1 protein-coding gene is annotated in these 664 nt (G+C 57.5%); it reads right to left on the minus strand.

The features are described from left to right. Positions 1-542, minus strand: a 542-nt coding sequence (locus LH128_RS29250) for an IS110 family transposase (protein WP_008833316.1), incomplete at its 3' end; no start/stop codon positions are given. Positions 543-664: the final 122 nt, after the last annotated feature.

The raw sequence follows: 664 nt of genomic DNA on the forward strand, positions 1-664 counted from the left end.
AGGATGATGCGCGCCAAATTGTTTTCGCCTTCCAGAAGCTTAACGACGTTGCGCTCAAAAACGCTGCCTGCGCCTTTGGGTATTACGAGACCGAACGTCTTCATCAGCCCGCGGATCTGGTTCGACATCTGCACCCGCATCTTCATAAGTTGGCGTCGTGCTGCAATCAGCGTCCTCATCAACATGCTGTCGAAGCCTTTGACGCGGATCTCCCGAAAGAAACCTACCTCGGCCAAATGCGCCAGACCGTCAGCGTCGTTCGCGTCGGTCTTGTTCGCAGCCATGTCGAGAGCCGCCTTGGCATGGCGCGCGTCTATGCAGATCGCTGGCAAACCCTCCGCAGTCAGCGCATGAAAAAACCAAACCGAAAGAGGCCCTGTCTCGAACACCACGCGCTTTGCATTCGGCGCGCGTTTGCGGATCACTTCTGCGAGCAGCTTCGGATCCGACGGGCACTTGCCACGCCAAACGCGCTTGCCATCCTGACGAACCGAAATCGAAGTGTCTTTCAGGGAAACATCGAGTCCTATATGCTGGTCCACGGTTGTCCTCCATCTGATGCTGGGCCCGGTCCAAAATCGTGAGCCCGTTCTTCATCTAGCGGGGGGCAACCAACCTTCCAGTAATCTCGAGCCCGTTGCCCATGGCCGGCGCTCCCGCGATT

It is taken from the genome of Sphingomonas sp. LH128 (assembly GCF_000293195.2).
GTDB classification, from domain to species: domain Bacteria; phylum Pseudomonadota; class Alphaproteobacteria; order Sphingomonadales; family Sphingomonadaceae; genus Novosphingobium; species Novosphingobium resinovorum_A.